This is a genomic window from Enterobacter sp. CPE_E890, assembly GCF_046521475.1.
In the GTDB taxonomy this organism is placed as follows: Bacteria; Pseudomonadota; Gammaproteobacteria; order Enterobacterales; family Enterobacteriaceae; genus Enterobacter; species Enterobacter adelaidei.
Genome location: NZ_JBKFZW010000001.1, coordinates 2,785,097 through 2,807,788 on the forward strand (window position 1 = coordinate 2,785,097; position 22,692 = coordinate 2,807,788).

At 53.5% G+C, this 22,692-nt stretch carries 23 protein-coding genes; all 23 read right to left on the bottom strand.

Features of this window, described 5'->3' with window-relative positions:
• Positions 1–2 precede the first annotated feature (2 nt).
• The gene (locus ACLHV9_RS13700) at positions 3–443 is read right to left on the bottom strand and encodes a DcrB-related protein (RefSeq protein WP_108089726.1); all 441 of its coding nucleotides are present in this window, start codon (positions 441–443) and stop codon (positions 3–5) included.
• Between the two features lie 153 nt (positions 444–596).
• Positions 597–1,037, bottom strand: a complete 441-nt coding sequence (locus ACLHV9_RS13705; RefSeq protein WP_256124997.1) for a hypothetical protein — start codon at positions 1,035–1,037, stop codon at positions 597–599.
• Between the two features lie 2 nt (positions 1,038–1,039).
• Complete coding sequence (locus tag ACLHV9_RS13710; protein ID WP_240739549.1) at positions 1,040–1,585, bottom strand: hypothetical protein; 546 nt, start codon at positions 1,583–1,585, stop codon at positions 1,040–1,042.
• A gap of 162 nt (positions 1,586–1,747) precedes the next feature.
• On the bottom strand, positions 1,748–3,670 hold the full coding sequence (locus tag ACLHV9_RS13715) for a type VI secretion system Vgr family protein (protein WP_028018731.1): 1,923 nt from the start codon (positions 3,668–3,670) through the stop codon (positions 1,748–1,750).
• A gap of 71 nt (positions 3,671–3,741) precedes the next feature.
• Positions 3,742–4,209 carry a hypothetical protein gene (locus ACLHV9_RS13720; RefSeq protein ID WP_108089725.1) on the bottom strand — a complete coding sequence of 156 codons (468 nt, stop codon included), beginning with the start codon at positions 4,207–4,209 and terminating at the stop codon, positions 3,742–3,744.
• Positions 4,206–4,922 carry an ankyrin repeat domain-containing protein gene (locus ACLHV9_RS13725; protein ID WP_371128417.1) on the bottom strand — a complete coding sequence of 239 codons (717 nt, stop codon included), beginning with the start codon at positions 4,920–4,922 and terminating at the stop codon, positions 4,206–4,208. The genes ACLHV9_RS13720 and ACLHV9_RS13725 overlap by 4 nt, the downstream gene beginning before the upstream one ends.
• A gap of 81 nt (positions 4,923–5,003) precedes the next feature.
• On the bottom strand, positions 5,004–5,492 hold the full coding sequence (locus ACLHV9_RS13730) for a hypothetical protein (protein ID WP_229255553.1): 489 nt from the start codon (positions 5,490–5,492) through the stop codon (positions 5,004–5,006).
• Entirely contained in the window at positions 5,468–6,229 is a 762-nt protein-coding gene (locus ACLHV9_RS13735; protein ID WP_028018728.1) for an ankyrin repeat domain-containing protein, read from the bottom strand. Before ACLHV9_RS13735 ends, ACLHV9_RS13730 begins: the two co-directional genes overlap by 25 nt.
• 73 nt (positions 6,230–6,302) lie before the next feature.
• A complete protein-coding gene (locus tag ACLHV9_RS13740) occupies positions 6,303–7,067 on the bottom strand; it encodes an ankyrin repeat domain-containing protein (RefSeq protein WP_028018727.1) in 765 nt (254 codons plus the stop codon).
• Complete coding sequence (locus tag ACLHV9_RS13745; protein WP_108089724.1) at positions 7,064–8,530, bottom strand: phospholipase; 1,467 nt, start codon at positions 8,528–8,530, stop codon at positions 7,064–7,066. Before ACLHV9_RS13745 ends, ACLHV9_RS13740 begins: the two co-directional genes overlap by 4 nt.
• 36 nt (positions 8,531–8,566) lie before the next feature.
• Entirely contained in the window at positions 8,567–9,988 is a 1,422-nt protein-coding gene (locus tag ACLHV9_RS13750; protein ID WP_108089723.1) for a serine/threonine protein kinase, read from the bottom strand.
• 24 nt (positions 9,989–10,012) lie between these two features.
• Entirely contained in the window at positions 10,013–12,628 is a 2,616-nt protein-coding gene (tssH, locus tag ACLHV9_RS13755) for a type VI secretion system ATPase TssH (protein WP_407220665.1), read from the bottom strand.
• A gap of 38 nt (positions 12,629–12,666) precedes the next feature.
• Complete coding sequence (gene tssG, locus ACLHV9_RS13760; RefSeq protein ID WP_108089721.1) at positions 12,667–13,710, bottom strand: type VI secretion system baseplate subunit TssG; 1,044 nt, start codon at positions 13,708–13,710, stop codon at positions 12,667–12,669.
• Positions 13,707–15,578, bottom strand: a complete 1,872-nt coding sequence (gene tssF / locus ACLHV9_RS13765) for a type VI secretion system baseplate subunit TssF (RefSeq protein WP_108089720.1) — start codon at positions 15,576–15,578, stop codon at positions 13,707–13,709. Before tssF ends, tssG begins: the two co-directional genes overlap by 4 nt.
• A 2-nt stretch (positions 15,579–15,580) precedes the next feature.
• Positions 15,581–16,144: a type VI secretion system baseplate subunit TssE gene (tssE, locus tag ACLHV9_RS13770; protein ID WP_028018721.1), complete on the bottom strand. Its 564-nt coding sequence runs from the start codon at positions 16,142–16,144 to the stop codon at positions 15,581–15,583.
• Positions 16,137–16,949 carry a type VI secretion system accessory protein TagJ gene (locus ACLHV9_RS13775; RefSeq protein ID WP_407220666.1) on the bottom strand — a complete coding sequence of 271 codons (813 nt, stop codon included), beginning with the start codon at positions 16,947–16,949 and terminating at the stop codon, positions 16,137–16,139. Before ACLHV9_RS13775 ends, tssE begins: the two co-directional genes overlap by 8 nt.
• Before the next feature lie 9 nt (positions 16,950–16,958).
• Entirely contained in the window at positions 16,959–17,957 is a 999-nt protein-coding gene (locus ACLHV9_RS13780) for a hypothetical protein (RefSeq protein ID WP_108089718.1), read from the bottom strand.
• Positions 17,958–17,973: 16 nt separating this feature from the next.
• Positions 17,974–18,771 (bottom strand): PP2C family protein-serine/threonine phosphatase, encoded by a 798-nt coding sequence (locus ACLHV9_RS13785; RefSeq protein WP_108089717.1) that lies wholly within the window; start codon positions 18,769–18,771, stop codon positions 17,974–17,976.
• Complete coding sequence (gene tagH / locus ACLHV9_RS13790; protein WP_108089716.1) at positions 18,768–20,516, bottom strand: type VI secretion system-associated FHA domain protein TagH; 1,749 nt, start codon at positions 20,514–20,516, stop codon at positions 18,768–18,770. The genes ACLHV9_RS13785 and tagH overlap by 4 nt, the downstream gene beginning before the upstream one ends.
• Positions 20,517–20,598: 82 nt before the next feature.
• Entirely contained in the window at positions 20,599–21,006 is a 408-nt protein-coding gene (locus ACLHV9_RS13795) for a putative T6SS immunity periplasmic lipoprotein (RefSeq protein WP_108089715.1), read from the bottom strand.
• Positions 20,997–21,539 (bottom strand): hypothetical protein, encoded by a 543-nt coding sequence (locus tag ACLHV9_RS13800; protein ID WP_049008606.1) that lies wholly within the window; start codon positions 21,537–21,539, stop codon positions 20,997–20,999. Before ACLHV9_RS13800 ends, ACLHV9_RS13795 begins: the two co-directional genes overlap by 10 nt.
• Positions 21,540–21,596: 57 nt before the next feature.
• Positions 21,597–22,079, bottom strand: a complete 483-nt coding sequence (locus tag ACLHV9_RS13805; protein ID WP_075606776.1) for an Hcp family type VI secretion system effector — start codon at positions 22,077–22,079, stop codon at positions 21,597–21,599.
• Between the two features lie 181 nt (positions 22,080–22,260).
• Entirely contained in the window at positions 22,261–22,680 is a 420-nt protein-coding gene (locus ACLHV9_RS13810) for a T6SS amidase immunity protein Tai4 family protein (protein ID WP_256124995.1), read from the bottom strand.
• Positions 22,681–22,692 lie beyond the last annotated feature (12 nt).

Below are 22,692 nucleotides of genomic sequence, written 5' to 3' on the forward strand. Positions count from 1 at the left end.
CCTTACACATTCCGGTTGTCGTTTAGCGTCAGACTCTGCTTAAGCGCGCTCCAGCGCACCTCGTCCTCTTTGGTGAAGGCTCTGAGTGCCGAGAGGGTAAAAATCATCAATACCGGTTTGCCCGGCGTCTGCACGGCCAGCTGTTTTTGCCACAGGCGCTGGCCATTACGGTCAAAGGTGGTCTCGACTTCCAGCCCGTTAATTTTTCCGTCAGGACCCGCTTTTACGTTGCGGAATTCGCTCTGGGCAATCTCACCCATCTGAGGACGCAGCGCATCCCACTGGCGGTGGAACTCTTGTTCGTAGTCGCTGCCATCCGGGATAACGCCGCGGCTGACCACCACGGACAACCCACTTTCGTCATCACGAATAATGTTCATGCTGTTATCCTGCCAGGCAGCAGGGAATAGGGAAAATGAGCCTTCCTGAAGGATGTATTTCATAAGTGAACTCGGGATGATGACTATTGAGAGAGGAATGGCCAATCCACGCTGGCCTGTTGGCTGGCTATTTTACTTTGTAAGCCAATGACCTGACTGGTCGACTAAAATATGGCTGCCTTTGCTGACAATAAATTTTACGGTGCATAATCTTGATTAGTTCATCGTTGCGAAATGCATCGTATTAAATCTGGCGGCCCATTGCTGAATATCGGCATGAATATCCGGACTATTATCAGATGACCGATATTGTATAACGTCCGACTCCGGAACCACCCAGGCCGCAAAGATTTTGCCGTCAGGATTGATGACCAGAGCTGATGCGTTCTCCTGATAAAGATCTTTTAGCCAGCCTTCAACAAACAATCCGCCACCTGGGGTGGTATGCGGTTCACCAAAGACATCAAAGTTATCAATAAACGTCTCATAATCTCGGCCCAGCGCCTTCCTGAGATTGTCTGTCACTGCACTGTCGTCAACGATGCGACTTACCGTATCGAGGTTATTGTATTGCGATAATTCAAGCGCAAATGACGGTTCAACAGTGCCAGTCAATAAAGCTGCGAGCAAGGCAGCTGCCAAATATTTTCTGGTCATAATCACTCTGAAGTACCATTATCGTAATTCATTGTTATTTTTGCGATCTTGCTGTCTTTAATCTCAAAAGAGAGCAATTTCTTACCCAATTCATAGGAAACCCACCGTTCCCCGGAATCATTTTCGACCAGACCGTCACCGTATGCTTTATTCAGTTCCGTCGTCGTTGAACCCACATGGATACCACGCGGCGTTTTGATATCCGCTACCGTCAGCGTAATCTGCGACACGATATAATCATCAACGCGTCTTTCCGCTTTATCCCACCAGAGATTGGAACTGAATATTTCTAACCCAGCCCTTTGATGCTGGTAGAATTTATAATTGGTTCCGTCAAAAGGAACCTCACCAACAAAATTCCCTTCAACCGGCACCTCGATTTTACGCGCAACGTCATGAGTCCACCTGTCGCCCAATGCGACAGTATGGTCTTTTACCTGCACAGAAAAATCCTGTTTTACTAAAACCTGTTGAGCCAATACCTCATAACTGCTCAGACAGGTCAACATCAGGGCACAGCAGAGATATGTCGGGATGCACTTTTTCACGTTATTTGTCATTTAAGGAATGTGTATTGCGTTTCTAACCACTGGAGAAAAATGAAGACTAAAGCAAGAGAGTCAGGTTTTTTCATGGTGAAACCGAATCGGTGCAGCACTCAGATTCATAACGGATAACGTTTTAAGTGAGCGGCAAGCACCGCTCCTGCCTTACTCACCTTTGGTCGTAAATTTCTCCTGCACCGCCGCATCAATATCCCCTTTATGTCCCGCTCCCGGTGCCGTGGTACCTGGATTTGTACCGGAGGTATTCAGATGCAGCTTACCGCCTGTGGTGATATAACCATCGCCCTCAACAAAGAAGTTAAACTCTTTGCCGATCAGGTTAATCTTGCCGTTAGCATTCAGCTCAATAGCGCTTTCACCTGAGACCAGCCGCAGCTTCGTCCCGGAAGCAATGACATACTGCTCTACCGCCGCATCCAGCTTGCCTTTACCCGTCAGGATTTCGGTTCCGCCTTTTACGGCCTGGATTTGGTTTGCTTCCACCCGATGCAATTCATTTTTCTTAACATAATGGCTGCGCTCCCCGCCGACGCTGTGCGTTTCATCGTTTTTAACGCTGGTATCCATATTGCGCTCGGCCTGGATCCACACCTGCTCTGCACCTGCTTTGTCCTCAAAGCGCAGAGCGTTTGCGTTGTCGACGGAACCGTCTTTCGTGCGGCTCATAAAGCCCATCTGCGTCGCTGCCGCGGGCAGCGCCCACGGCGGCATGCTCGCGTCGTTATACACACGGCCGGTAATAATCGGACGGTCCGGGTCGCCGTTGATAAAGTCCACCACCACCTCATCGCCGACGCGCGGGATTTGTACCCCGCCGTAGCCCTGGCCCGCCCACGCGCTCGACACGCGTACCCAGCAGGAGCTGGTGTCATCGCCCTTCGCCAGACGGTCCCAGTGGAATTTCACCTTCACGCGGCCATATTTATCCGTCCAGATACTTTCCCCCTGCGGTCCCACCACTTTCGCGGTCTGCGGCCCGTAGGTGCGTGGCCATGCCGTGGACTGCGCCGGACGGTAGACCACCGCCGACGGGATGACCGTGAAATCGGTACGGTGAATGGTTTCCCCCTCGCCGCTGGCATAGCGGTTCTCTTCGAGGTGGTAACCTGCGGCCGTCACCAGATACTCACCGTTATCGCTGAAGAACGGCGCGTTGGTTAACGTGAAGGTGTGGCCTGGCGCAATTCCTGCCGCCGTCGCGGTGGCCTGAATCTGCTGATGCTCCACCTGCCAGCGCTCCTGGCGTATACGGGCATAGAACTCCGCATGCCCTGTCTCTACAAAGCGACCCGGCCAGTCGTAAACGTCGATGCTGCCCGGTTTCGGTGACGCCGGGTTCTGCTGAGCCTGGAACAACCACGCATTCGGCTTGCGGAAGTCATAATCGTCGAGGCTGTAAATCCCCGGCGTGACGCTGTCTTCCAGCGCCCACTGGCTGATGCCCTCTTCGTCCGTACTACCGCCGGACGGTGTCTGGTGGTAAGGAATGACCTCATAGCCACTGAACGGCTGATGCTGCGTCGCGGCGTCGGTCAGCACCAGCGTATGTTTGTCCGCTTCGTGATTAAAGTGATACGCAATCCCTTCCAGCTCCATCAGACGGCTGATGAAGTCCAGACTGGACTCCTGATACTGCACGCAGTAATCCCACACCCGGTAGCTGCCGGTGAGTTTATCCTCAACGTTGACCTGATGCTCACCCAGCAGGGTTTTCACAATCTGTGGCACCGTCTGGCCCTGGAAGATTCGCAGGTTACGGTCACGTTTCATCGGCCACAAATCTGGCTCTACCGTCAACTGATAGACCGCATAGCGGGTGCCCGTCAGTTCCACGGCGCTGACCCCCACACGTGTGACTTTGCCGTTGATGTAGCGGGAAGTGAGCAGATTCTGCGTCGGAATGGTGACCGTGACCGGCTGCCCCAGCAGTTTACTGCGGTCAATGCGCGCATCCGTGCCGAGCAGCGTCAGCGTCAGGGCGAACGATTCGGACATCGCCTCTCGGCCAGAAAGTTTCCAGAAAAGAAGCCCCTCGACCGGGAGCTGAACGGTAATTCGGTTGAGCATAATCGTTAATCCATATGGCTTATGCGATGTAGATAATTACGGCAATAAACGTACGATGATAATGGCTATTCTTAATCAGACTTGATATTCACAGAACAATATTTTTTCATTACAAATATGAGCGAACCAATTTTCACTATTTCAGAAAAAACAAACAGCGTGATATTGAGAGGGATAACACTCATTCCCAGACCGACTATAATCATTGGGAACAAGGTCACCGAACAACTCATGGTGAGCAGGCGCAGTACTTCCTGCGCCAGAGCAAACCGGACGGCATATCGGTGCGTTGTGAAAAAAAACCAGGCAGAGAAGCATAATGAAACCGGCCACAGAAGGTAAACGAGGTAAAAAAGCCCCGCCAATAAACCGTTTACCCCTCCTGCTATCAGCATAAAGATAATAACACCAAAGTTTCCGCCTGTAGAATCCCACCATGACTGAAGCAAGTGGTATGGGCCAATTGAATAAAACACAATACCAATGACATCCATAATGCCCCAGAAATAGAATATTTTATTTTTCGCGGTTATATTCACTCAATCCCTCTTTTGACCGGCTCTGGTGGCCACTTACCACCATGTCGAATAAGTGATTCTTTAATAGCAATAAGGTCTTTATACTCGTCGCTGTCTTTTTTTGCTTTTCTCAGAAAACGCTGCAACTGATTTCCTAATGTCCAACCATTATCAGCACGAATGTCAGGATCAGCCCCACGCTCCAGTAAAAGGAAAACATGATCGTAGGAATGAAAATCGAAAGCATCAATGAGCATCGTATTACCAAGTGAATCCGTAATGTTGATATTACCGCCCCGGTCAAGCATCACTTTCAGCGTCTCGGTGTTTTTTTCTTCAATTGATTGAAAAATAATGGGTTTATCAAAAACGTAATCTTTTGCATTCGGGGATAAACCACCATCCAGCATCGCCTTTATCCACTCCCCACTGTCTGCCATAAGAACAAATTCTGCCGGGCTACTTTTTCCATCAGGCCTTGGTTGAAGCGGGTCGGCTCCAGCCCTTATCAGTTCCGTCACAATCTGTAGGCGCGGTTGCGTTTTCTTATCATAGAGCGTATTCATCAGCGCCCAAAAGAGCAGCGTCATGTCCTCTTTACCAGGTTTGTTGAGTTCAGTTGTTGCCACAAGTTTTTTTACATGACTCGTATCGCCACGCTCAATTGCCTCAGTCAGAAAAAACTGTGAACCACCGAAATAATCCCGGGGCCTATCTCTACATCCTAATTGCAACCTGGCAAAAGGATTACTATTACTAACACGAAAAAATTTCGAAGAATCATTCGCCCCTCAGTGCTTGATAAAAGCACTATTTTACGCAGAAACTCCCTTCTGCACATATTTATAATATTTTAGGGAGTACAATTTTAGCGTTTCGGAGATTATGAATAAAATAAGATTAACCCAAACATTCGAGATACCAGTAACGCCCACCAGCAACGGGAATAATGAAACGGAACAACGGAATGATATCAATCGAAAAACTTCTTGAAACAGAGCAAACTTAACTGCCCAGTGCTTCCGTTTAAAGAAAAGAATTGCTGAGACAACAAAAGAAAGCAGAAGTCCTAGATCCAGGATAAAAAGGACCATTACGAATATGCCAGGCACTACAGCGTTGTGTGCATACCATAGATCAATAAATGATTGGGTATCCGAAATGACAGGTATTCTTCCCATTCGTACTGAGTTCACACAATAGAGTATGATGGCAAGAATATCCATACCACCCCAGAAAAAGAAAACCTTATCTTTTCCAGTCATGTCCTGCTTATCTCTTATTTTGCTGGGACTGGTGGCCATTTACCGCCATGTTGAATAAGCGCCTCTTTAATTTCGTTAAGCTTCTTGTATAACTCGCTGCACTCTTGCGCTCTCTCCAGTTCGAGCTGCAATTGATTTCCCATTGACCAGCCACTTTCAGCTTTTATCTCAGGGTTTGCTCCACGCTGCAGCAAAAGAAGTACATGATCGTAGGCTCCGTAATCAAGGGCATCAATCAGCAACGTTTTACCTAATGAATCAGCAACATCAATATTGCTTCCTTTATCAAGCATCACTTCCAACGTTCTGGTATTTTTGGCTTTAATGGTTTCGAAGATAATGGGTTCATCAAATATTTTATCTTTCGCATTCGGGGATAACCCACCATCCAGCATTGCCTTTATCCACTCCCCACTGTCCGCCATAAGAACAAATTCTGCCGGGCTACTTTTTCCATTAGGCCTTGGTTGAAGCGGGTCGGCTCCAGCCCTTATCAGCTCCGTGACAATCTGTAGGCGCGGTTGCGTTTTCTTATCATTGAGCGTATTCATCAGCGCCCAAAAGAGCAGCGTCATATCATGCTGACCGGGCCTGTTGAGATCGGTTCCCGTTAGACGCTTTTTAACTTCATCTATCTTGCCGCTTTCAATAGCCTGAGCCAGAACGAGTTGCTGGCCGCTGAAGTAGTCTTGCGGATTTTGATCTGTATTCTGTCTACATCCCTGTATCAGAAAGATAAAAACTACTATCAGGCTAGTAATTAACCGTGCTTTCACGTCAACTCCATGTAATATCTCGAAATTATTCCCTATTACAGAAAGAGAATTATTTCATGTTACATGCTACTTATCACTGACTTACTGGTGCAGGTGGCCATTTACCGCCATGTTGAATAAAAAGTTCTTTTATTTCGTTAAGCTTTTTATACTCATCACTACCTTCTTTAGCTCTTTCAAGATAGCGCTGCAGTTGATTGCCCATCGCCCAGCCATTTTTGGCTCTAATTTCTGTATCAGCACCACGTTTAAGCAGTAGTATTACGTGATCATAAGCATGATAATTTAAAGCTTCAAACAATAATGAACTGTTTAGTGAATCGGTGATATTAATGTTTGCCCCCCGATCCAACATAGCCTCAAGCGTGTTCGTATTTTTTGCTTTAATAGCTTCAAAAATTATAGGCTCATGAAACGTTTTATCTTTAGCGTTAGGCGATAGTCCCCCGTCAAGTAAAGCATTGATCCAATCTGCACTGTCCGCATTCAATACAAACTCAGCGGGGCTGTTTTTACCCTGAGGCCTCGGCTGGAGAGGGTCTGCACCAGACTTAACCAATAAGGTGATGATTTTTAATCGAGAAGGTGTTTTATTTTCATTGATGCTATTTCCAAGTGCCCAAAAAAGAAGCGTCATATCTTGCTTTCCGGGTTTGTTAAGATCATTTTGCGGTATAAGTTTCTCGACACCGTCAATATCGCCACGCTGGATATTTTCAGCCAAAGCTAGCTGCTGACCGCTGAAATAATCTTGCGGATTTAGATCCATATTTTGTTTACACCCCTGAATCAGCAATGAAAATAGAATTACGAAAAAGGATACAAAAAGCTTATTCACAAACGACTCCTGATTATCGAAATATCTTCGTCTTTTTGCTGTTCTATACAATTAATGGCTTGTCCAATCCCGTGTTTGTCGAATGCTCCACCAACACCACCAGACAGATCATGAGAAATACCTGCGGCATCAGGTGCAAGTGCTGACAATTCTTCTTTAGCGATTAAGGATGGGATATGCCCTTTCACCATTTTGAAGTCCTCAGCAAGATCGACTTCCTGAATTTTAGTCAGCAGTTCTCCTTTGACGCGGTAGGCCTGAATGTTTTCAGATCTTCCCAACAAACGCCCGCCATATTTTTCTACTGTCCCGCTATTTAGCCCTGAGGCATTAAATGTCCAGGCCGCTTTTCCACTCGCTATAGACGTTGCCGAGGCCAATCCTCCACCTAAAGAATGTCCCGCAATATCAATAGGCTGGGAAGACATTGCTAATTTTTCACCAAGTTGCACTGCACTGCGGTAATAAGGTGCATCAAACCCAATTCCTTGCTTAAAGTTATTCGCCCAATCGGCACCATTTTTTATTGAGGCGAGTCCATTTTTATTTCGCAGTGAATCCAGATGCTCTGCGAGCGATGGTAAACCCGGCTCCCTTGACCCTCTGAAAACCAGCGTCGAATTCATGTCTTTACCGAATACACCCGGATCAGGCTGATATACGCGTGACAGAAAATCTGGTGAGTCAGCTTTATCGAAAAGATCTTTGCTTTTAAGGCCAAACTTTTCCAAAGCACCCGCATCATTACTAATATCCTTCCACCCCTCAGGCACCCCAGGCGTGGTTTCCAGCGGGTTCACGGTCTTATACACATTCTCCGCGAGTTTCGCTTTTTCTACCGCGATATTATTCGCCGCCAGGCGTTTAGCCGCAATCTGCACGTCGGGATACACGCTATTGCTTCCCTTCGCAATCAGATCCTTACGTGCCTGCCAACGCTCTGCCTTGGTCATCTCCTGCAGTTGCGCCGCGTAGGTTTTACCGTCTTTGCCCGGTGTCGGCTTATCCGGCATCTGTGCCGTTTTGGATTTCACAACCTGCTTCGGCAGCACTGTTGGCGCAGGGCGAGAACCATAGGTTCGCACCATCGTTTCGTAACGATCGACAATGGTACTTACCGGGTACCAGCCCAGACCGTTCAACGAGGCGGCCTGCAGACGGCCATCGGCATTGATATAAAACATCTCCGTCACCGACGACCAGTTGCGATAGCTCTCGTCAATAGCAACGACCCTGCCCATATCGAGATCCTGCACAATCAGCTTACGGGTATCACGCCCTGACTGATAAGGATTCGCGCCAGTGATGGCGTGCAGCAAATCGTAGCGCGTGAACAGGGAGCGCAGCGAATTGTCAGGAACCGACATAATCCACTGCCCGGCAACGGACGGGCGGATAATTTTCGCAAAAAGCGCTGGCGAGACATTCTCGTTGAAAAGATAGACAAACTTAATGTTATACATTCGCTCCGTCCTGTTACCTGTCCCTGTCTACCTTACTTATGGATTCACCAGCCAGGTGCCAGGCTTCGCAATATCCAGCGTCTGGCTACGCGTTCTTCCGTTGCCCTGCAATTCAATCTTCACTTCACCAGCGGGCAGCTTGAGCGACGCATAGCCGTTGGTTGCCGGACGCAGCGCTTTTGTCTCGCCGTTTACTCTCAGCGTTTCGCCGTCGAGAATACGGATATAGACCAGGGCAACCGGGCTGGCGTCAACAGGTGGTGGCACCTGCTGCGCCGTCGCCTGTTCATTAACCTTCGCCGTTTCTGGCTTCACGTCTGACGTGTTCGCGGCGGTTTCTGTCGGACGTGTTTCTGCCGGTGCCTGTGCAGCCTGCTCAGGCGCATCATGGCCGCCGCTAAACAGCATCGCTCCGGCGACAACACCTACCAGCACACCTGCGGCAACCATCCCAGGGATCTTGTAGCGACGCCAGTCGAGTACAGAAGCCGGTTTTTCCTCTTCCACCGGAACCAGCATCGTGCCAGGTTTTTTCGCCGTCAGCACGTCGTTGATACCGGCGACCGGCATCTCAATCAGCGCGGCAAACTCGTCGATTGACTGCGGACGGTCTTCCATGTGCAGCGCCAGCGCGCGGTCAATGGCCTGCAGCAGCGGAATGGAATAGCCCTGCGGCATGATTTCCACCAGCGGTTTGCAGGTGTCCTGAATCGAACGCACCACGCTGACCGGCGGCGGCGATCCCACGATTAGCGTACGCAACACCGCGCCGAGGGCGTAAATATCTGTCCACGGGCCCTGCTCGCTTTCGTTGTCGTCGGTGTACTGCTCAATCGGCGCAAAGCCAGGGCGCAACATGGTTTCCGTTTCGTCAGAAAGGTTACCAATAGTGCGACGTGCGGAGCCGAAATCGAGCAGTACCGGCAGACCGTTCTCCTGAATTTGAATGTTATCCAGGGAGATGTCGCGGTGCAGATAACCCTCGTCATGGATGGTCTTAATCGCGCCAAACAGCATCGGCAGCGTACGACGGATCCAGGCCTCGTTAATCAGCTCCGGCTTTTCTTCACGCAGGCGAGAAAGCGTGGTACCGCTGTAAAACAGCGTCCCCATATAGGCCGTGTCGTTTTGTACCCAAAAACGCAGCACATGCAGCAGGTTCGGGTGGTTAAAACGCGCCAGCAGACGGGCCTCCTGAATAAAGCTGTTCAGGCCTGCGGAAAAGGCTTTGCCAAAGCGCTCACTGCGCAGCACGAGGGTCATGTCATCGCCACGCACGGCGAGCGAAGAAGGCATAAATTCTTTGATAGCGATAGTGCGTTCGAGCTGATGATCCCACGCGCGATAGACGATGCCGAATCCGCCGCCGCCGATCACCTCTTTGATTTCAAACTCGTTGAAGCGATACCCGACCGGGAGCGCGTTTGGAACAGTCCGATTGTTATCATTATCCGTCATCTTTTACAGTTCTCTTGATGATTATTACGCGGCAAACTGACAGTGAAACTCGCCCTGCTCGCAGGTGACATGCAGACGTCGGTACTGCTCGTCGCTGCGGCTGGCGGTAAGTAAGATCTGGCTCATCTGAGGCAGCAGGGTATTGGTCAGGATAGCGTCCACCATGCGACCACCAGACTCCACCTCGGTACAGCGCTGAACAATTTGTTCCACCACGCTGTCGTCAAACTCAGAAATAATGCTGTGATTCTCTTCCAGACGACGCTGAATGCGCTTGAGCTGCAGGCGAACAATCAGCCCCAGCATCTCGTCACTGAGCGGGTAGTACGGCACCACCAGCAGGCGGCCCAGCAGCGCTGGCGGGAATACTTCCAGCAGTGGCTGGCGAAGCGCGCCGCTCAGGGCGTCTGGCTCCGGCATCAGATCCGGATCGGCACACATGGCGCTGATCAGATCGGTGCCAACGTTAGACGTCAGAATAATTATGGTGTTACGGAAATCAATGTGGCGACCCTCGCCGTCTTCCATCCAGCCTTTATCGAAGACCTGGAAGAAAATCTCGTGTACGTCCGGGTGCGCTTTTTCAATTTCATCCAGCAACACCACGCTGTACGGACGACGGCGGACCGCCTCGGTTAACACCCCGCCTTCACCATACCCGACGTACCCCGGAGGCGCACCTTTTAAGGTGGAAACGGTGTGTGCTTCCTGGAACTCACTCATGTTGATAGTGATAACGTTCTGTTCACCGCCGTACAGCGATTCGGCGAGCGCCAGCGCGGTTTCGGTTTTACCGACGCCAGACGGGCCACACAGCATAAAGACCCCGACCGGTTTGTTCGGGTCGTCGAGTTTCGCCCGTGAGGTTTTGACGCGACGGGCAATGAGCTCCAGACCGTGACGCTGGCCTATAACGCGCTGGTTGAGCGTGTCGGCGAGGTTCAGCACCGCGTCGATCTCGTTTTTCACCATCCTGCCCAGCGGGATGCCGGTCCAGTCGGAGACCACTGCAGCGACCACGTTTTCATCCACCGCCGCGAACAGCAGCGGTTCATCACCCTGCAAGGCATTCAGCGCCTGCTGCTGTTCCGCCAGTTGGCGGCGAAGCTCAGCGTTATCGTCGTCGCCTGCTGCAAACAGCGCGGCACGCAGGCTGATAATCTCCTGCACCAGGCTGCGTTCCTCTTCCCAACGCTGGGCCAGGGCTTCGCGTTTTGTTTCATACGCGTCGCGATCTGCAAGTAATGCCGTCACGCGATCGACGTCACCTGCCCCCACGCGGGCTTCGCGTTCCGCTATCTCAATTTCCACGTCCAGCGCGGCAAGGTGGCGCAGGCAGTCTTCCAGCTGCGCAGGTGGCGCGCTTTGGCTGACCGCGACGCGGGCACAGGCAGTGTCGAGTAGCGCAACGGCTTTGTCCGGCAGCTGACGCGCCGGAATGTAGCGATGCGACAGCTTCACCGCCGCGCTGACCGCTTCGTCGAGCAGCAGCACCTGGTGATGGGTCTCCAGCGGCGAGACGGTGCTGCGCAGCATCAGAATGGCTTTGGCTTCATCCGGCTCGTGAACCTGTACCGTCTGGAAACGACGGGTCAGCGCCGGATCTTTCTCAATGTATTTTTTGTACTCTGCCCAGGTCGTGGCCCCAATGGTACGCAGTTGCCCGCGAGCGAGGGCAGGCTTCAGCAGGTTTGCCGCATCACCGGTCCCCTGCTGGCCACCTGCGCCAATCAGAGTGTGGATCTCATCAATGAACAGAATGATCGGCGTGGCGCTGGACTGCACTTCATTGATTAACGCCTGCAGACGTGCTTCGAACTCGCCTTTCATGCCTGCACCGGCCTGTAGCATGCCGATATCCAGCAGCCAGAGTTGAATATTTTGCAGCGGTTCCGGCACGTCGCCGTCGGCGATACGCAACGCCAGTCCTTCCACTACCGCCGTTTTCCCGACCCCGGCTTCTCCGGTCAGCAGCGGGTTGTTCTGGCGGCGGCGCATCAGAATGTCGACCATCTGGCGGATCTCTTCATCACGCCCGACCACCGGGTCAATTTTCCCTTCACGGGCACGCGCAGTCAGGTCCTGACCATACTGGGCCAGCGTGCCCTGTGCAGCCGGTACTGCACCGGCTGGCACATCCGCTGCGGCAGCAGCCTGCTGCGTCTCTTTGCTGTTGGCGCAAATAGCGTCGAACTGCTCAATCAGCACCTCGACGTTAAGGCGAGTAAACTGTGCAGAGATGCTTTTCAGCACGTTAGCCAGATTCCAGGTTTTCAGTATGCCGATCAGCAAATGCCCGCCACGAATACGGCTGACACCAAACTTCAGCGAGCCGAATACCCAGGCGCGTTCCACAGCGCTGTCAATATGTTCAGAGAGATCGGAAACGGAACTCGCGCCGCGCGGAAGTGCGTCCAGCGCGGCCACGATATCACGCGTCAGTTTCTGTTCGTCGAGACCAAAGTGGCGGATGACCTGCTGCAGATCACCGTCCTGCTGCTGCATCAACTGATGCAGCCAGTGCACCAGCTCAACATAGGGGTTGCCGCGCAGCTTGCAGAACGCAGTGGCGCTTTCCAGAGAGGTAAATAACAACGTATCCAGTTTGCCGAAAAGCACGGCACGGCTAATTTCTGACATGTTAGTTTCCATTAACAATAATTCGGTATACGGAAGGATTACCGCTCTGCGCGATACACCAGGTCGCCACGCGGGACAGGCTGCGGCTGAAGTCCCAGCCAGGTGTTATAGCCTAATCGCCCGGCGCTGCCGAGCGTGGTGCCCTGTACCGCATCTTCACGCAGGATCACCCGTGTTTCCCATTCAAACTCCACCCCAAGATACTGGCGCACCCAGTCACGCAGCTCGGTGACCCACGCTTCGCCCGGCAGAAAACGGTTGTACTCCTCCGCACTCAACGGGCCAATGTCGATGCGAAACTTGTGCTGCACGTCGCGGACGGCAACGCCGAGAAACGCAGATTCGCCCAGACGAGGCAAACGGCGTCCTTCACCCAACTGCGCCTGCTCACGCGTGGAAAGCGGCATCCACTGCGGTACGTTGCTTACCAGTTTGACCGGCGCTTTAAAATAGTTGCGCAGGATCTTCTCCAGCCCCTCGGGATCCCGCCCGTGACGGGTCAGGTGCCCGGCGTGGGTAAAGCGGGCATGCGAGCTCAGGCTGCCATTTTCCATCTGGCCCGGCTGCCCCATGCCAATCAGCGACGCCAGATACCCCTCAAAGCGCTTGTTATCGGCACGGTCCAGAGAGACCGCAGGCTGCGCATCCGCCCACGCGCGATAAAACAGCAGCGTCAGACGATGATGGAACAGATCGGCAAACGCACTCAGGCTGGTGTCCTGGTGATGATGAATACGCTCGCGGGCGTACTCGGTCATGTGTACCGGCAGCGGGCCATTAGGGCCAAACAGACCGAAGCTGAGGATAGACACCTCATGCAGCCCGCTTTCCTCCCGCAGGCCGACTTGTGCCACCGTCGACGGCGCAAAACTCATCGACGGCTGCTGACCGATGCGTAACGGCTCAAACTTTGGCAGTGGCGCGCGTCCCAGCGGGTAGCGCTCGCCGCCCTGAGCATCAATACGCCTTAAGAGCTGGAACAGATCGTAGCGCCACGGGGTCTCGCGAACGCCATGCCAGAACGTATCCGGCAACGGTGTCAGGCGCTGGACGCGCAGCGGTGCGACAGCAACGTCACTCATAGCAGCGCCCTTTTACCCATCCGCGGTGCCCAGTAGCCGATCTCGCCGCGCTGCTGACTTTGCAGGGTGAACTCAGTGAAGCTGTTGATCGACACCAGCCGGGCAAACAGGCGCTCCAGCACGCTGCCAAAAAGCCAGGGGCTGGCACCGGAAAACGCCCGCTCATCCACCGTCAGGGTAATACCGATCCCACGGGCGAAAACGACCGGACCGGGTTCAGGAACACGACGGTGAACGGGTTCCAGCACGCAGTGGCGAACCCCTTCGACCTGACGGGCAACGGGCGTTTCTGCCAGGTTAGCATACAGCCCTAACAGCTGACGCAGCGCCGCCGCGCCCTCTTCATTTTCGCTGTCCATCAGGCTGAGGTAGTTCATCTGCAACTGGCTTATAAGCCGCCAGGTACTGAACCCTTCGGCTAGCGCCGGACGCGGTGGCGTTGGGCCTTTACGCAAGGTCAGGGATTTCACCGGCATGGAGTCAGCCATAATGAATTGCCCGAGCTCCTGCTGCAGCATCAGCGGCAGATCGCGGCTGGTGCATAACACCTCTGCAGAGATGTAGCGCAGGTTTTCCTGCCAGGGTGCATGCTGTTCATCCACCAGCGAAACAAAGACCTCCGAACCGATATAACCGGTACGGGTGCCGTATCGCAGAGCATGTTCTGAGAGTACGCGCTGTTCCCGGCGCTGAGAAAAATAGGCACCGTAATTGCCTGCATCGCCGCTCCAGGTACTCCAGAAAGGACGAAACGTCTGGTCGTCACGCTGGCCGTCGGCGCTGCCGAAGATTTTATTCACGGCGTAAATTTCATAATCCAGCGGACGGATGTTATCCACCACCAGATGGTATTCATGCTGACCGTCGTTGAGCTTTTGTCGCGCCGCCACTTTCGGAAACAGATTGATCACCGGCGTGCAGTGCAACGCCAGATGACTGGCATCAACGACGCGCTCCAGTTGCTCATCCGACTTATCCAGCAGGATGAAAATATCAAAGGCTTTTTCGTCTTCGCAGCGCTGAATAAGCCTGCTCAGACCGCTCAGGCTGATGAAGCGGAAACGTGCCGGAAAAGCAAAATACTCCTGCAACAGGCGATAACCGTCAAAGTTACGCAGATCGTCCGGGAGCAGCGCCTGATCCGATTCAAAGCCCTCCTGACGCAAAGCGTCAGACGCCAGCAGTTGTCGCTGCGGTTGCGGGCTGACCGTCTGGCAGACGATCCCGGCGTGGTGCTCCATCACCAGCTCCAGCAGCTTCAGCGCTTCAATGTCAGGACCGCCGAGGAAAAATTCCAGACGGTCGAAATCCAGGTGTCCGAGGTTTTGCGGGCCGTCGCAGGCGATGCGGATCCGCAAAGCGCTGTTGATCCCCCGTTGGCTCAGGCCCAGCTGCGCCAGCGGCAGGTCAGCAGGCACCCCGCCCAGTTCGACTTTCTCGATTTTCAGCGGCAGCAGGTTGACCTCGTGCGCAGTGGTATAGCTGCAGGTCACGCCGGTTTTTTTCAGCGCCAGGCTGTCCATCATAGTGCCGCGCGGCACGATAAAGCCTTTGCTCAGATCGCCCCGGCTACTGTCTGGCTGGATTTCAGCAATCGCCATTGAGGGGGTCGGGGCGAGATAGTTCGGTGCAATCATCTCCAGCAGGCGCTGAGAGAAACGCGGAAACTCCGCATCCATTTTCATCTGCACGCGGGACGTCAGGAAGGCAAAGCCCTCCATCAGACGTTCGGTATACGGGTCCGCAACCTCGATGCCACGCATGCCCAGCCGTCCGGCGACTTTAGGGTAGCGTTCTGCAAATTCAGCCCCCATTTCGCGCAGGTAGGCCAGTTCACGGTTGTAGTATTCGAGCAGTTTACTTTCCATGATTACCCCGCATCTTTCAGTTCAAAATGGCCGTTTTCCAGATCGACATCGGTGCGAAACAGAAACTCCAGCGGGTATGGCACACACCACAAACGCCCTTTGATTTCGATGGACAGCACGTTGTGCAGATCCAGCGATGAGGTATCCGATACGCAGCGAACCTGCAGCCCTTGCGGCAAAATACGTGGTTCAAAATTGATGATGGCCTCAGTGAGCTTGCGCTGAATGTCGTGCCATTCGATATCCGACATGCGCTTCCCGGCCAGCGGCGCAACACCAAAGTTGATCACCGAGCGGTTGACGTGTGGCAACGCACTCAAATCACCGGACGCATCATGGTTAATGGTGTTAAACAGCCACTGCAGATCCCGCAGGACATTGCGACGCAGCGCAGCGTGAGTGATCAGATTGCTGTTGGCCGACTCGCGTTTTTTTTCCGGGTCGTTATCGGTGAGGCGATCCAGCAGTGAGGGCTGCATTTTATCGCGCGCCCCCACCTTCTCCTGCTTGCTGCGGGCTTGCCAGCCGCTGCGCAGCAGATCGCCTTCGCCAGCGGGATTACTCATCGGCTCCATCCGTCGCAAACGTCACGAGGCTTAGCGTCAGCAGCGGGCTTTCGCTTTGTTCGCTCAGCCAGGCTTTCTGCCCCATCCCTTCGTAAAGGGTGGCGTCCTCGTCGAGCGGACGCCACTCGGTGGTGCGTCCCAGCTTGACCGCATCGGAGGCATCGGCCGCAAAAGGATAGCGCGCCGGGATCTGACACACCTGTTCCGTACCGTCGGTCAGACGTACCAGCGCATGGCGCCAGACGAGATCGGTGACGCTGGCCGGGGCCTGGAAGCGGATTTCTGCGATGGCGCTAAACGGCAGCCAGAAATAGCGACCGTTCACAATGGTTTCACACACCGGACCGAGACGGGCATCGCCATCCATCAGCCAGTCAAACGTCTGTGTTTCCCCGTTTTCGAGGGTGAGGTGTCCCGGGTTTGCCTGCGCCTGTTCAAGGGCGTCCAGACGCAGTACTGCTGCTTGTTCGCCTTCTTCGCTCAGCGCCGCAGCAAGCGTGGTCAACCACGGCCACTGGGTTTCAGGCATGGCCGGACGCGCTTGTCCCGCCATTACCTGCGCACGTTGCAACTCGCCCTGGATTGACTGCTCCAGCAGCGTAACCGTTGGCTTTGCCTGAGGCTTCAGCGCCAGCCAGCTTTTCAGTTGAGTCAGCGCACGCGTCCAGTTGCCGCTGAGGGTTAAAAACTGTACGAACGCGGCGCGGAGATCGGCATCTGCCGGACGGGCTTTGATTTCGGCTTCAAGACGTGCCAGCGCGTCGCTGAGCGACTCACCCGCCAGGTGTTGATAAAGCGTATTCATAGCCATTCCTTAATTCGCCGCGCGCCACGCACCGACTGCCGGGTCGCGCAGTTGAGGACGCAGGGTATCAATCAGAACGATATTCACCGGGGTGCCGGGTGCAACCCAGGCGCTCCAGGTTTTTTTCACTGCCGCAATACGCGCCTGCAGTTTTGCATCGTCGCTGGCGGTTTCACGGGAAATCTCCACCGCTACGGTGCCGTTACTCTTCCAGCTATTGAGGGTGTCGTCGTAAGGCAGGATCATCCAGCTCTGGTCGCTGTTTGGGGTGCTGAATACCATGCGCTCTTTGTTGACGGAGGTGATCAGCGCGTTTTCAGGGTTGGCGCTTTGATTCAGCCCCGTTACCGGGAAGCCATGAATGTACGTCACTGCCATCTCTTTCTGCCCGCCGTTACGGGACTGCGAGATGACGGCGTGTCCGCTCAGCCAGCTCCCGTTACCGCAACGGGTGGTGTCAGTATCCGGAATAAACAGCGCCGGTGCTGAGGAGCCCCCTTCCCAGAAGGTGCGCAGGTGGCAACCATCCTGAAGGGTAAATTCCTGCCACGGCGTGCGGTCGGCGGCAGCAGTTTGGGCGGCGACATTCTGGTCCGGCGGCACTAACGCACCGCTGGCAGGGGTTGCGGTTACGGTCGCTGCTGGGGCGGACTGCTCCTGTTTCACCACCAACGCCCAATCCTGTGCTTTACCTGCTGTGCCCTGTGCCAGCGTCGTGCCCGCCGGATCGTTAAGCGTCCAGTTGAGCTTATTCACTTTGCTGCACTGGTGTTCCAGCAGAGAACCAAGACGTGGCACAAAGTTCTCCAGAACGGAAACGTCTTTCTTGCCGTTCGCCACAATACGCAGGGCCACCTCTGGCTTACACCAGCTCTGCGGCGTGTTGTCTTTGATGTTGTCGATCCAGATATCCAGCTTCTGCGCAGGTGACTGCACAATGCGGAAATTCTCAGCCTGCGCGGTGGAAGCCACCGTCAGAAGTGCCAAACCCGATAGCCAAAGTTTCATATCGTTCCTTGTGTGTCTAATCAGTTCCGCAGGGAAGAAATTGTGCTGCGTCAGAGAGTGTGTGCAGCAATGTGGTGTCCTGAGGGTTGCCCATCCATACCGCCAGGGCGGTATAGTTATCCTGCGCATTCCCCTCCTGCTCGGCATTCTTTTGAATAATTTGGTTCATTAAGGTCAGCCACTCTTGCGGCGTGTTGACCATGTGTAGCGATTGTTTCATCTGCTCTTCGCTGACGCCATGCCAGAAACCGTCTGTGCAGAGTAAAAAGGCATCGCCGTCTTCAACCTGAACCACGTCGCTATAGCTCGCTTCCGGTCCACCGTTTTCAATCCCCAGCGCCAGATACAGCAGGTTGCTGTTCAGGTTGTCAGTCTGGTGTCCTGCGTCTTTCATCTGTTGCACCAGGCTGTGGTCGGTGGTGACATGCCACAACCAGCCCCGACGAAACAGATACAGACGGCTGTCTCCGGCGTGCGCCCAGTACGCCAGACCGTAATCCCTGTCAATAAACAGGCTGACCAGCGTCGTGCCCATCCGGCGATAGTCCTGTACCGCCTGCTGTTCAGTGAGAATGGTGCGGTTCGCCGTTTTCACGTAGTCGCGTATATGCTGCGCGTTAAGGTGCTTGTCGCCATCGAAGCGGGAGATAATGCTGTTGCGGGCCAGTTCAGCGGCGACGTCACCACCCGGCAGGCCCGCGATGCCGTCACAGACGACAAAGCAGGCTGAACGTTCCCCAATGGTTTCTCCCGTCTGATCCTGGTTGCTGGCGCGCGTCCCCTGGCGGGAGAGAGAAGCCGTTGCGATATTCATTTGTCTTCCGATCCGCTCTGTGAGTCTTTGTACTGATTCACCTCCATGTCATACGCATGAAGGAAGGCTTCGCCGAACAGGGTATGGAAGTCATCCTCAATCTCGCCGGCCGTCTCGCCATAGCTACGGACAAAATAGTCCCACAGGGCGGCTTTGCGGCTGCCCGGTAGCGCCAGACGGGAGGTCATGCCGTTCTGCTTCGCCTGCTCTTCCAGCTGTTCCGGGTTAAAGGACTGCAGCATCGCGGCAATAATGGCGCGGATACCGGAGATCATACCCAGCTGATGCGCCTGCAAATCGATCAGCGCGTCGCGCACGGATTTTGTTGGCGGCATAAACCCCGGCATCGGGGTGCCGAACATCTGGATCAAGACGGTTTTGCCGGTCGGCAACAGCTTGAACGGGTTGTTGGCATCGTCCAGCACCATGGTCATATCGGCTTTCACGCCGCGCTTGAGGATGGAGCGCGAGGAGAGCAGCGCCACGGTTCCCTGAGAGAACATACCCAGAATCTGCCCCAGCTGACGCATATTTTCACGGTCAAACTGCGGCACCGGCTGCATTTCACTCAGGCCCATACCTTCCAGCAGCGCCTCCAGCAGTTCACCCTGCAACACATCGCCCTTCTCGCCATTGTTTACCGTGGCGGTTGAGGTGGCAGTGTTATTGACCGGATCGATACGCAGACGGCCCTTAGGGGCCTGAGCGCTACTGCGCGTCACAGCCTGCGGCGTAGGCATCGTGAAGCCTGCATAATCTGGTCGCGCGGGCGCTTCTTCTGCACGCGGTGCTTCCTGCGGCTCAGGGGCAAACAGCGGAGAATCAGCCAGCACGTTGTCTTCCTGCTCAGGTTCAGGCACTGGCTTATTGTCGATGATCTCATCCGGATGGGTTAACGGTGTGCCGCCCATCAGCCCGAGTGGGTCATCATTACGCGCAGCTGGCGCGCTGGCCTTGCCACCAAACAGGGCCAGCGGATCGAGTTCATCCGTCGCCTCTTCTTCTGGTGCGGGTTTACTCTCTACCGGCGGCACCAGTGTTGACGGGGTGACGTCATCGAAGATGCTCTCTTTTTTGAACAACGCTTCATCGCTGAACAGCGTGTCCGGATCGACATTCTTACGCTCAAGCTTAGGATCGCTGTCGTTGAACATCGCCAGCGGATCTTCAGCGTTACGCTCCGGGGCCGCAGGCTGGGAGAAGGGATCGTGCGAAGCTGCAGGCTGCGGTTTTGTGCGGTTGCTGGAGATACTGTCGGAGATAGAGAACTCCTGCATCAGGTTATCCCAGATTTCCGTTGGCACGGCTGTCGGCTCTGCTTTCGCTCGTGGCGCTGCACTCACAGGCTTCGGTTGCGGAGCGGGTGCGACAGTCGGACGTGCCTGCTGCTGCATGCTCGCCGCCATACGGCTCACGGGCTGCGTGTCGTGGATCAGCTCGGTCACTTCGAGGCGGTAGTCATCAATACCAAGAATGTCGCCATCCTGCAGTTCAACCTGACGCCCCCGCTCCAGCGGAATGTCATTTAATACCACGCGGGTGACGCTGCCACGGTTGGTCACGCGGCATTCACCCTGGGCGTCAACGTGAACAATGGCCTGCAGACGAGAGATAGTGCGGTCATTATCCGGCAATACCAGATTGTTATCCGTACCGCGCCCAATGGTGCCGCCCGGGGCGTAAAAATCACAGCTGCTTTGTGGCGGCTGATGACCGGGTTTCGTAGAAATAATCGTGAATCGCATGGCGTATTCCTGCTGGTATGATTAGCGCTCAAACGCTGCCGCTCTCGGAGCGAGAACGGCGGCGTTTGGGGGTTAACACATTCTATTCAGTTTGCGTAAGCTTAAACTGGCCTGAAGGACCTTCTTGTAAGGTGAAACGGGCAGCATAACGAATAGAATCGTTTTTCCCTGACACTTTCAGAGCAACATCATATTCTCCCGCTTGCCACGCAATCCCCTTCCACAGGTGACACTGTTGGGTCGTTAACGTCACCTCAGGGCTAAACGTTGACGGCGGCGATATCGCTTTCCATTCATTTCCCGCGCGTTTCATTATGGTGGGCGAATGGCTGGTGACAGGCGCTTCTAACCCGGAGTTAGCGGGAATAGCAAAGCAGGGTTCGTTGTTCTTTAGCGTAACCGTAAGCGACTGATATTGTGCAGGATGAGAGACACAGGCACTCACCGTTAATGCGATTGCTACAACACTGAGTAACTGTTTCATAACCATACCCGCCGGTCTTTAGGATTTTGAATAAACAACGATAATACCTGCAGATATTTATCCTTCAGGTCTGGTCCGATAATTCCCTCGAAACCTGCAATGTTTCGGAAATCACCCAGGCCGTAATTTATCAGATAATAAAAATCTGAAATGATAGAAGCCTGCTGCTCCATACCAAAGTCCGATAGTTTTTTATCGGGGGGAAGAGAATAATTATAACTTGCTGCCCAACTGAACGCGCCTCGGGTTCGAACATTCATTCCAACCTGATGCTGCAGTACATGCACCATTTCGTGAATGAACCAGTGCTTATATCGCGGAACCTCGATTGAAAAGTCATCCCGATAATGCGGCTCGCGAAAATAGAGCTCACCATTGGGAGTCATCGCGACATCTGTCGACTGCATATTAAACGGCAAATAGCTTTTATTATGGACTTTAACTTCTGAGTACTTTATTGCGTCACCAAAAACCGAGCGCGCCAGTGCTATTTCGCCAATAGTGAGAGGACGGGCGCCTCCTTCCTGCAAGCTTGCCATACTATCTTCCTTCCCGGTTGATAATGACCGGGGAAAACTCCCCGGCCACATACGCAATTACGCTTCTTTGTTCTCTTTGATGTTCCAGCCAGCGCTGCTTTCAGCACCTTTACCACCAGACGTGGTCTGCTCCCAGTACTGCTGTTTCACTTTCGCAGCCTGGAATGCGTAGGTCACACCAACGGTATCGCCGTTATCTGCACCGGTGTACTGAACAGACGTTACCAGCACGTCTTCCAGCGTGATGCGGGTGTACTCCACCTGCTGGCCGCCCGCTTTACAGACGGACAGCTCAACTTTGGTCAGGTGTTTACCGCTGGCGCAGTGTTTCAGGATAGCGGTGGTGGATTTGTCGATCAGCGCGTTTACGTGCAGGTCGTTAAAGTTAACTTTACCGGCACCGCCGCCACCGCCAACGCTCATATTACCTGGCTGGGAAGCGCCCCAGGAGAAGGAGGTAATATCAGTCCAGCCGGTGTGGTTAGAATCTTTAGATTCGCCCGTAACACCCTCGACCTTCAGAAACATATCAATAGCCATAATATCTACTCTTCGTGGATGAACAATATTGCTTTCGAAAAAGCACTTATATGGCAAACAGGAAAGCATGGGGCTGAATAAAACCGTCCATATTTTACCTCTGCCTCACATCAAATGACCCGTGTCATTTGACAGTCTTACACTCCCCCCTGAATGAACGGAAAGAATGTGAAGTCTTTTACTACTCTGGGTTATCCTGGATCCAGCTACGGTCAGGATCGCCAATGATGACTTGCGGAACCAGTTTGTTCAGTTTGTCGCTATGATAAAGACGTAGACAGTTTAAGGTTACGCCTTTGACATCGGGTTTTCGCTCTGAATGAAAACCATTAATTTGATTTTTATATTTTTCGATGAGGGCATTCACTTTATCCGTGCCATTTTCAGCATCAAAAGGTATCCACTCAATAAATGCGCTCGCACTTCGGGCCGCATCAGCAGAAAACTGACTGCCTTTATCTGCCACCTGAGCAAGACAGCGCGCCAGAACTAAATCTTTTAAAACCTGCCGGTATGTTTGCTGCTGATAAAAATCAGGATAGTTATTTCCAGCACACACATAAAAAGTCATAAACGCGAGGAAAAAACAGAAATGTTTCACCTTATATCCTTT

What these genes read in the sequence shown, in the direction of transcription:
- ACLHV9_RS13700 (WP_108089726.1), bottom strand. Translation starts at nt 443, where the DNA reads ATGAAATACATCCTTCAGGAAGGCTCATTTTCCCTATTCCCTGCTGCC.
- ACLHV9_RS13705 (WP_256124997.1), bottom strand. Translation starts at nt 1,037, where the DNA reads ATGACCAGAAAATATTTGGCAGCTGCCTTGCTCGCAGCTTTATTGACT.
- ACLHV9_RS13715 (WP_028018731.1), bottom strand. Translation starts at nt 3,670, where the DNA reads ATGCTCAACCGAATTACCGTTCAGCTCCCGGTCGAGGGGCTTCTTTTC.
- ACLHV9_RS13730 (WP_229255553.1), bottom strand. Translation starts at nt 5,492, where the DNA reads ATGGCCACCAGTCCCAGCAAAATAAGAGATAAGCAGGACATGACTGGA.
- ACLHV9_RS13745 (WP_108089724.1), bottom strand. Translation starts at nt 8,530, where the DNA reads ATGTATAACATTAAGTTTGTCTATCTTTTCAACGAGAATGTCTCGCCA.
- ACLHV9_RS13750 (WP_108089723.1), bottom strand. Translation starts at nt 9,988, where the DNA reads ATGACGGATAATGATAACAATCGGACTGTTCCAAACGCGCTCCCGGTC.
- tssH (WP_407220665.1), bottom strand. Translation starts at nt 12,628, where the DNA reads ATGTCAGAAATTAGCCGTGCCGTGCTTTTCGGCAAACTGGATACGTTG.
- tssG (WP_108089721.1), bottom strand. Translation starts at nt 13,710, where the DNA reads ATGAGTGACGTTGCTGTCGCACCGCTGCGCGTCCAGCGCCTGACACCG.
- tssF (WP_108089720.1), bottom strand. Translation starts at nt 15,578, where the DNA reads ATGGAAAGTAAACTGCTCGAATACTACAACCGTGAACTGGCCTACCTG.
- tssE (WP_028018721.1), bottom strand. Translation starts at nt 16,144, where the DNA reads ATGAGTAATCCCGCTGGCGAAGGCGATCTGCTGCGCAGCGGCTGGCAA.
- ACLHV9_RS13775 (WP_407220666.1), bottom strand. Translation starts at nt 16,949, where the DNA reads ATGAATACGCTTTATCAACACCTGGCGGGTGAGTCGCTCAGCGACGCG.
- ACLHV9_RS13780 (WP_108089718.1), bottom strand. Translation starts at nt 17,957, where the DNA reads ATGAAACTTTGGCTATCGGGTTTGGCACTTCTGACGGTGGCTTCCACC.
- ACLHV9_RS13785 (WP_108089717.1), bottom strand. Translation starts at nt 18,771, where the DNA reads ATGAATATCGCAACGGCTTCTCTCTCCCGCCAGGGGACGCGCGCCAGC.
- tagH (WP_108089716.1), bottom strand. Translation starts at nt 20,516, where the DNA reads ATGCGATTCACGATTATTTCTACGAAACCCGGTCATCAGCCGCCACAA.
- ACLHV9_RS13795 (WP_108089715.1), bottom strand. Translation starts at nt 21,006, where the DNA reads ATGGTTATGAAACAGTTACTCAGTGTTGTAGCAATCGCATTAACGGTG.
- ACLHV9_RS13800 (WP_049008606.1), bottom strand. Translation starts at nt 21,539, where the DNA reads ATGGCAAGCTTGCAGGAAGGAGGCGCCCGTCCTCTCACTATTGGCGAA.
- ACLHV9_RS13805 (WP_075606776.1), bottom strand. Translation starts at nt 22,079, where the DNA reads ATGGCTATTGATATGTTTCTGAAGGTCGAGGGTGTTACGGGCGAATCT.